The organism is Pseudomonas sp. GM84 (genome assembly GCF_000282535.1).
In the GTDB taxonomy this organism is placed as follows: Bacteria; Pseudomonadota; Gammaproteobacteria; order Pseudomonadales; family Pseudomonadaceae; genus Aquipseudomonas.
This window is the reverse complement of sequence record NZ_AKJC01000219.1, coordinates 1-8769: the sequence shown is the minus strand read 5'-3', so window position 1 is coordinate 8769 and position 8769 is coordinate 1. Positions and strand designations below refer to the sequence as shown.

Sequence of the window (8769 nt, the reverse complement as noted above, 5' to 3'; positions counted from 1 at the left end):
GCCGGCGATGAGGCCAGGGCAGGCAAACGCCCGCTCGGGCCCTATCGCCGGCAAGCCGGCTCCCACAGGGACACCACTGCTTTCAAAGCCTGTGATCTACCTGTGGGGTTTACCCAGGCATAAAAAAACCCGCCAGAAGGCGGGTTTTTTTGAAAGCTAGGAAGCTAGATCGACTTAGGCGATCTGAACTTCTTCAGCCTGCATGCCTTTCTGGCCGCGGGTAGCGACGAAAGTAACAGCCTGGCCTTCTTTCAGGGTTTTGAAGCCGTCAGCTTGGATGGCTTTGAAGTGCACGAACAGGTCGTCGCCCGACTGAGGGGTGATGAAGCCGTAGCCCTTCTCATCGTTGAACCACTTAACAACACCGGATTGACGGTTGGACATTTTTCTGTCTCCTTGGACAAAGTTGAAAACGGTCAGGAAAATCCCTGGCCGGGACTGAGCGCAAAGAGAGCAGAAAATTCAGCGATGGGCCGATCAGGATCGTGCATCAAACTAGAGATTCTCGGTGTCACGTGCAGCACAGTGGCGTCACCTTAACCCACTTTGTGCAACCTGCCAATCACCAAGATGGCCTTTGATGAAATTCAGATCGGCGGCGGCCGCAAGCCCCGTCCGGCGCGGGATGTGGGATGGAACTTTAACCTGGGCGCGTGGACCGGTAAGATGCGCGTCTCGTTTTTCACCTTGTAACCCTTCAGGACACCCCCGCCATGAGCATCAAATCGGACAAGTGGATTCGCCGCATGGCGCAGGAACACGGCATGATCGAACCGTTCGTCGAGCGCCAGGTGCGCGGCGAGCAGGACAGCCGGGTCATCTCCTTCGGCGTCTCCAGCTACGGCTACGACGTGCGTTGCGCCGACGAATTCAAGGTGTTCACCAACATCAATTCGGCCACCGTCGACCCGAAGAATTTCGACGCCGGCAGCTTCGTCGACGTCAAAAGCGATGTCTGCATCATCCCGCCGAACTCCTTCGCCCTGGCGCGTACCGTCGAGTACTTCCGCATTCCGCGCAATGTACTGACCATCTGCCTGGGCAAGAGCACCTATGCGCGTTGCGGCATCATCGTCAACGTCACCCCGCTTGAGCCAGAGTGGGAAGGGCATGTGACCCTGGAGTTCTCCAACACCACCACCCTGCCGGCGAAAATCTACGCCAATGAGGGCGTGGCGCAGATGCTCTTCCTGGAATCCGACGAAGAGTGCGAAGTGTCCTATAAGGACCGTGGCGGCAAGTACCAAGGCCAGCGCGGCGTCACCCTGCCGCGGACCTGAGCCGACGAGCGCGGGGAATTCCCCGCGCCTTTGGCACTCCAACGGGTAACCGTGCCGATGTGCATGACGCGCATCGGCTCTCGTCAGGAGCAGCCAATGAAACTCCATCCCACAATCAGCGCGAAGCTGGCTGTGCTGCAGCCCAACCACGTCGGGTTGCTGTCATGGTCGTTGCTGGCCCATCCGCTGCCGATGCAGGCCGGGGGCGTGCCCCACCAGCCTGATCCCGATACCCCGCAGCCGCCCGAGCCGGGTGAAACGCAACCCATGGAGCCGGGCGAACCGACCTTGCCCGACGAGCCGCCTCCCGCGCCTGTGGCGTGATCAACCGTTCAATGCCCAGACGTCGCCATCGCCGGTGACAAAAACCCGGGTGCCCGCACCCGGGCTTACCGTCCAGCCACCCGTGAACTCGCCAAAGGCCGGCAGCAGGCTGACCTGGGTATCGAGCAGAAAGCACGGCAGACGCAGGCGTTGCCGGGCCCGCCCGCGCAACAGGTAGACCGGATGCACATGGCCCGCCAGCACCGGGTGCTGGGGGTGAGCGATGGGCTCGTGTTGCAACGCGAAGGGCGCCAGCAGCCAGGGTTCATCGATCACGTCCATGGCCAGTTCGGCAGGCGGGTCGCCGGCGTGGCGGTCGTGGTTGCCGCGGATAAGCACGATACGCAGCCCGTCGTGCTGGCCGCGCCATTCCCGCAGCTTGGCCAGCGTCGCTGGCGCCCGCGCCGTGCGCGCGTGGAGAAAATCGCCGAGGATCACCAACTGCTTGCAATCGTATGCCGCCAGTAACGTATCCAGGCGCGCCAGGGTCGTGTCGGTGGTACCCCGCGGTACGGGCTGGTGCAGCGCCCGGTAGCTGGCGGCCTTGCCGATATGCACATCGGCTATCAGCAGCGTGTGCCGGGCAGGCCAATAGATGGCTTTGTCGGGCAGCAGCCACAGTGTCTGCCCGCAATGTTCGACCACCAGATGGCGGCTCATGGCGCCCGGTCTCGCATGGCCGCTTTTTCCAGGTCCGCCACCATTCTGGCAATCCGGTCTGCCAGTTTCTCCGTGCTCAACGTTTCGCGCATGCCTTCCACCAGCAGGGCGAAGGCCAGCGGCCCCGGCCGCTGCAGTGCCCGCAGATCCAGCCGCAAGCGGCCCATCTTCAGCAGCTGCCGCTGCAGGCGTTCGATTTCCAGCTCTTCACGCAGCACTTCATCCCGCGCCTGGCCGAGCAGCAGGTTGTTGGCGTCGTGCTTGCGAAACACCTCGAAGAACAGCCCACTGGAGGCCTGGATCTGCCGGGTGCTTTTCTGCGCAGCCGGATACCCACCGAACACCAGCCCGGCGATCTGGGCGATCTCGCGAAAGCGCCGCAGGGCCATTTCACCGGCATTGAGGCTGGCCAGCACATCCTCCAGCAACTCCTCGGCGGACAGCGCGGCGGGCAGGTAGGTGGCCCAGTCCACAGGGCTCGGGCTGAGCAGTTCGAAGCCATAGTCGCTGACGGCGATCGACACCGACAGCGGTTGTTGCCGGCTGACCCGCCAGGCGATCAGGCTGGCCAGGCCCAGGTTGGCCATGCGCCCGGCGAAGGGGTAGAGGAACAGGTGCGAGCCCTGGCGCGAGACCAGGGTCTCGGCCAGCAGTGTCTGCAGCGTGGGCAGGGCCGACCAGCGTGCCTGCAGCGCCAGTAGCGGGCGCACCGCGCGCAGCTCGGGACTGGCATAGCGGCCGTGGGCAGCGGCATCCAGTTGTTCCACCAGGGCATCGGCCAGTTCGCTGGACAGCGGCATGCGCCCGCCATTCCAGCGGGCCACGGCAGCCTTGCGAGCGCTGCTGCGGCGCACGTAGGCGGTCATGTTCTCGACCCTTACCAGCTCAAGCACCCGCCCGGCGAACACCAGCGTGTCGCCGGGGCGCAAACGGGCGATGAAGGCTTCCTCGACACTGCCCAGATGCTTGCCGCCACCGCCCTTGCTCCAGTATTTCAGTTGCAGGCTGGCGTCACTGACGATGGTGCCGATGCCCATGCGGTGGCGCCTGGCCAGTCGCTCGCTGGCGACTCGCCAGATGCCGTCGGGGTGGGCTTCGACGCGCTGATAGTCGGGGTAGGCGCTGAGTGAGCTGCCGCCATGGCAGACGAAGTCCAGTGCCCATTGCCACTGGCTGTCGCGCAGCTCACGAAACGCCCAGGTGTCGCGCACTTCCGACAGCAGCTCAGATGGGCGAAAGCCGCTGCCCAGGGCCATGCTGACCAGGTGCTGGACCAGCACGTCCATGCACAGCCGCGGCGAGCGGCGCGCCTCGATATGCCCGTCGGCCAGCGCCTGGCGCGCCGCAGCGGCTTCCACCAGCTCCAGGCTGTGGGTAGGCACCAGGGTGACCCGCGAACGCCGGCCCGGCGCGTGCCCGGAGCGCCCGGCCCGCTGCATCAGGCGAGCGATGCCCTTGGCCGAGCCGATCTGCAGCACCCGTTCCACCGGCAGAAAGTCCACGCCCAGGTCGAGGCTGGACGTGCAGATCACCGCTTTCAGCAGGCCTTGCTTGAGGCTCAGCTCGACCCAGTCGCGGGTTGCCCGGGCCAGCGAGGCATGGTGCAGGGCGATCTGGCCGGCCCAGTCGGGGCGTGCATCCAGCAGGGCCTGGTACCACAGCTCGGCCTGGGCGCGGGTATTGGTGAACACCAGGCTGCTGGCGCTGCCGTCGAGCTCATGGGCGACCTGGTCGAGCATCTTCAGGCCCATGTGCCCGGCCCAGGGGAAGCGCTCGATCGCCGGCGGCAGCAATGTGTCGACCACCAGGCGCTTGTCCTGACGGCCCCGTACCAGTTGGCCGCCATGCGGCAGCAGCACTTCGAGCGCATGCGGCAGGTTGCCCAGGGTGGCTGAAAGGCCCCAGGTCACCAGGTCAGGCCGCCAGCGGCGCAGGTGCGCGAGGGCCAGCTGCAGTTGTACGCCCCGCTTGTTGCCGAGCAGTTCGTGCCATTCATCGACCACCACCAGGCGCAGGCTGGCGAAGTCGTGACAGGCCTGTGCCCGGGTCAGCAGCAAAGTGAGGCTTTCGGGCGTGGTGATCAGCGTGCTCGGCAGGCGCCGTGCCTGACGGGCGCGCTCTGCGCTGCTGGTATCACCGCTGCGCACCGCAACGCTCCAGCTCAACCCCAGGTCGTCCACGGGGGCTTGCAAGGCGCGGGCGGTATCGGCCGCCAGCGCGCGCATGGGGGTGATCCAGAGCACCTGCAGCCCCGGGGGCTGGCGCCCGGGCTCGGCAAAGGCGCGCAGCGCGGCCAGCCAGACGGCGTAGGTCTTGCCGGCCCCGGTGCTGGCATGCAGCAACCCGGATTCGCCACGGCCGACAGCCGCCCAGACTTGCCGCTGGAAGGCGAAGGGTTTCCAGCCACGCGCGGCGAACCAGGCAGTGGCGAGGTCGGTGGAAGCAGGCATGCGCGGTGTGGTCCCTGCAAGGCTGTGCTTCTACAGACCACCCTGCGGAGCCATTGGTTTTACCGGGTCAGTTACCCAGCAGATAGCCGCTGCGACACACCTGTTCGCCGGCGACATGGGCGATGACCATGCCGGCGGTGGCCATGCGGCGCACGCTGCGGGCATACAGCAGCCCGGACTGGCGGGTGCGCACGGCGGTCACGCGGTCGCTGAGCGGGTCGATGACTTCGGCGATCAGTTGCCCGGCTTCCACTTGCTGGCCGGGGCGCACGTGATACACCAGCAAGCCCCCCAGGGGGGTGGACACCGGCTCGACGGCAGCCAGCGGTGTGGCGGGTTGTGGTAGCGGCGGCAAAGGCGGGGCGCTGCCTTCGATGACGCCGGCATGGGTCAGGTAGTCGAGGATCGCCTGGCTGTCCTGGCAGGCCAGGTCATGGCTGACGTCGGCCTGGCCACGCAGTTCGACGGTCACCGCGACGCTGCCCAAAGGGATCGGGAAGCGTTTGCCGAAGCGTTGCTGCAGTTGCCACCAGACCAGGCTGAAGCATTCGTCGAACGACTGCCCGCCGGAATCGGTCGCCAGCAGGCTGGCCTGGGCGCCCAGGTAGCGGGCCAGTGGCTCGACCTGCGGCCAGGCCTCAGGCGTGGTGTAAAGGTGTTCGACGGCCTCGAAATCGCAATGCAGGTCCAGCACCAGGTCGGCGTCGCAGGCCAGCCGTTGCAAGGTAAGTCGCTGGGACTGCAGGGGCGTGTGCGCCGGGTAGGTGTCGAGGCCACGGCGCAGGTACTCGCGTATCAAGGCGAGATTGTGCTGAGGGTCCTGGGTCAGGTGGCCGTCGATCTGGTCGCCGATGCTGTCGGAAAGGTCGACGAACTTGCGATTGAAGTTCTCGCCGCTCTGCAGTTCGAAACGCCCCAGTGGCGAATCGAGCAATACCTGCTCCAGGCCCACCGGGTTGGCCACGGGCACCAGGATGATCTCGCGGCGCAGGCGCCCTTGCTGCTCCAGTTCGGCCAGGTGGCGCTTGAGGTGCCAGGCGACCAGCATGCCCGGCAGTTCGTCCGCATGCAGTGAGGCCTGGATGTATACCTTGGCGCCACCGCGCGGTCCGAAGTGGAAGCTGTGCAGCTGGCGGCTGACGCCGGGTACGGGGGAAAGCAGGTCGTGGGTCGAATGGTGCATGGTGGTCCTGGCGGCGTGGCGAAAACAATCTGCGACAAAGATAGAAGCATAAATTTGGCCACTGTGCCTCAACGCGTCGTGTTCAGGCCAGCAGTGCCTGCAAGGTCGCCAGGTCATCGGCTTGCTCCACCGGCTTATCCTGGCGCCAGCGCAGCATGCGGGGGAAACGTACGGCAATCCCGCTCTTGTGGCGCTTGGACAAGGCAATGCCTTCGAAACCCAGTTCGAACACCAGGGTCGGGGTCACGCTGCGCACCGGGCCGAAGGTTTCCACCGTGGTCTTGCGGATGATTGCATCGACCTTGCGCATTTCTTCATCGCTGAGCCCTGAGTAAGCCTTGGCGAAAGGCACCAAGGCACGCTCCGGCGTACCGGCTGGTGCGTTCCAGACGGCGAAGGTGTAGTCGCTGTAGAGGCTGGCGCGCCGGCCATGGCCACGTTGCGCATAGATCAGCACGGCATCGACGCTGAACGGGTCGATCTTCCACTTCCACCACAGGCCCATGTCCTTGGTTCGGCCCACGCCGTACAAGGCATCGCGCTGCTTGAGCATCAGGCCCTCGACCCCCAGGCTCCGCGATTGTTCGCGCTGAACGGCGAGGTCTTGCCAATCCTGTCCTTCGAGCAAAGGCGAAAGCAGTACCGGCGCCAGGGGATACTCCTCGATCAGACGCTGCAACTGCTGGCGGCGCTCGTGCTGGGGACGATTGCGCCAGTCCTCGCCCTGCCATTCCAGCAAGTCGTAGGCCTGCAATACCACGGGCGCGTCGGCCAGCAGCTTCTTGCCCAGGGTCTTGCGGCCAATGCGCTGTTGCAGCAGGGCGAACGGCTGCACGGCCGGCACCTCGGCTGTGGCGCCAGGTTTCCAGACCAGGATTTCACCGTCGAGCACGACGCCGTCCGGCAGGCTCTGCGCCAGGCCGTGCAGCTCCGGAAAGCGGTCGGTAACCAGCTCTTCGCCGCGCGACCACACCCAAACCTGGCCATCGCGCTTGACCACCTGGGCGCGGATGCCATCCCACTTCCATTCGATCTGCCAGGCACTGGGTGGACCGAGCAAGGCGTCGAACTGCTCGACGGGTGACTGCAGGGCGTGCGCCAGAAAGAACGGATAAGGCTGGCCCCCTCGCTGACTGTGCTCATCGGCCGACTCTGCAGCGATCAGCTTGTGGTAGCTGTTGGCGCTGGGGCGATGGCTGATGTCGGTATAGCCGACCAGGCGCTGGGCCACGCGCTTGGCATCCAGTCCGGCCAGTTGGGCCAGGGCCCGGGTGACCAGCAGCTTGGACACGCCGACGCGAAAGCTGCCGGTGATCAGCTTCAGGCAGAGCATCAGGCTGGGGCGGTCCAGCTGGGCCCAGAGTGGCGGCAGGCGCTGCTGGATCGCTTCGGCGGGCAGGCCGCGAAGCGGTAGCAGATGGGCCTCGACCCAATGGGCCAGGCCGTCCTCGTTGCCGTGCGGGTTTTCAGGCAGTAGCAGGGAAATGGTTTCCGCCAGGTCGCCGACGGCCTGGTAGCTTTCTTCGAACAACCAGTCGGGCAGGTCGGCCAGTGCTGTCGCCAGTTCGCGCAGCACGCGGGTAGGCACCAACTGGCGTGGCCGGCCCCCGGCCAGGAAGTACACCGCCCAGGCCGCATCCTCGGCGGGGGCGGCGGCGAAGTAGTCGCGCAGTGCTTCGAGCTTGGCATTGCTGGAGGTGGTCGCATCCAGACGCAAGTAAAGCGCTGCAAAGTCTTTCATGGCTCAGGTTCCGTGGCGGGCGCGTCATCCTCGTCACCGTATTCGGTCACGAACGAGCGGGCATCGAGCCCCTGTTCGCTGAGGTAACGCACCAGTACGTTGACCGATCCGTGGGTGACCATGACCCGTTCGGCACCGGTCTGGCCGATGGCCCAGAGCAGCCCCGGCCAGTCGGCGTGGTCGGACAGCACGAAGCCGCGATCCACCCCGCGACGCCGCCGCGTGCCGCGCAGAAGCATCCAGCCACTGGCGAACGCATCGCTGTAATCGCCAAAGCGGCGCATCCACGTGCTGCCGGCAGCGGAGGGCGGGGCCAGCACCAGGGCTTGGCGCATGAGTGGATCGTTACGTGGGATGTCGCCGACGTAGCGGGTGGGCGGCAGGTGCACGCCAGCCTCGCGGTACACCTGGTTCAGCGGTTCGACCGCGCCATGTACCAGGACAGGGCCGATGCTCGGGTCCAGCCCGTGAAGTATTCGCTGAGCCTTGCCGAAGGCATAACAGAACAGCACGCTGGCCTTGCCCTGATCACGGTTGGCCCGCCACCAGGCATTCACCCCGGTGAAAACCTCGGCTTGGCTGGGCCAGCGATAAATGGGCAGGCCGAAGGTCGACTCGGTGATGAAAGTGTGACAGCGCACAGGCTCGAACGGCGCGCAGGTGCCGTCTGGTTCGACCTTGTAGTCGCCGGAGGCTACCCACACTTCGCCCGCATGCTCCAGGCGCACTTGTGCCGAGCCCAGCACATGCCCGGCCGGGTGCAGGCTGAGGGTGACGCCGTGGTGGTGGATGCGTTCGCCGTAGGGCAGGGTCTGCAGGTCGATGTCCTGGCCCAGGCGGCTGCGCAGGATGCCCGCGCCGGGGGCGGCGGTCAGGTAATGCGCGTTGCCCCTGCGGGCGTGGTCGCCATGGCCGTGGGTGATGATCGCGCGTGCCACCGGGCGCCACGGGTCGATGTAGAAATCACCGGGTGGGCAGTAGAGGCCTTCGGGGCGGGTGATGACGAGGTCCATGGCGTGGGCGCTGGGTGGCGGGGTTATCAGTTAGGAGCGGTGCCTGGGGTGGGAAGTTCGCAGAGGTTTGCGCGCAGTGCTCGTCATTGTTTTTTTGGCGCCCTTGAGATCGAGCGCC

General features: G+C 65.8%; 8 protein-coding genes. 2 read left to right on the top strand and 6 right to left on the bottom strand.

Annotated elements, in window-relative coordinates:
• Positions 1-174: 174 nt before the first annotated feature.
• Positions 175-384, bottom strand: a complete 210-nt coding sequence (locus tag PMI38_RS17920) for a cold-shock protein (RefSeq protein WP_003254922.1) — start codon at positions 382-384, stop codon at positions 175-177.
• Positions 385-713: 329 nt separating this feature from the next.
• On the opposite strand from PMI38_RS17920, the gene dcd reads away from it, so the two are divergent.
• Complete coding sequence (gene dcd, locus PMI38_RS17915; RefSeq protein ID WP_008096785.1) at positions 714-1280, top strand: dCTP deaminase; 567 nt, start codon at positions 714-716, stop codon at positions 1278-1280.
• A 96-nt stretch (positions 1281-1376) separates the two neighbouring features.
• On the top strand, positions 1377-1604 hold the full coding sequence (locus PMI38_RS17910; RefSeq protein ID WP_008096783.1) for a hypothetical protein: 228 nt from the start codon (positions 1377-1379) through the stop codon (positions 1602-1604).
• On the opposite strand, the gene pdeM is transcribed toward PMI38_RS17910, so the two are convergent.
• The 5 genes from pdeM to PMI38_RS17885 form a co-directional block, all read right to left on the bottom strand.
• A complete protein-coding gene (pdeM, locus tag PMI38_RS17905) occupies positions 1605-2264 on the bottom strand; it encodes a ligase-associated DNA damage response endonuclease PdeM (protein ID WP_008096781.1) in 660 nt (219 codons plus the stop codon).
• Positions 2261-4714: a ligase-associated DNA damage response DEXH box helicase gene (locus PMI38_RS17900; protein ID WP_008096779.1), complete on the bottom strand. Its 2454-nt coding sequence runs from the start codon at positions 4712-4714 to the stop codon at positions 2261-2263. Before PMI38_RS17900 ends, pdeM begins: the two co-directional genes overlap by 4 nt.
• Positions 4715-4781: 67 nt before the next feature.
• Positions 4782-5897: a succinylglutamate desuccinylase/aspartoacylase family protein gene (locus PMI38_RS17895; RefSeq protein WP_008096777.1), complete on the bottom strand. Its 1116-nt coding sequence runs from the start codon at positions 5895-5897 to the stop codon at positions 4782-4784.
• A gap of 82 nt (positions 5898-5979) precedes the next feature.
• Positions 5980-7638, bottom strand: a complete 1659-nt coding sequence (locus PMI38_RS17890) for an ATP-dependent DNA ligase (protein ID WP_008096775.1) — start codon at positions 7636-7638, stop codon at positions 5980-5982.
• Complete coding sequence (locus PMI38_RS17885; RefSeq protein ID WP_008096773.1) at positions 7635-8651, bottom strand: ligase-associated DNA damage response exonuclease; 1017 nt, start codon at positions 8649-8651, stop codon at positions 7635-7637. Before PMI38_RS17885 ends, PMI38_RS17890 begins: the two co-directional genes overlap by 4 nt.
• Between the last annotated feature and the right edge of the window lie 118 nt (positions 8652-8769).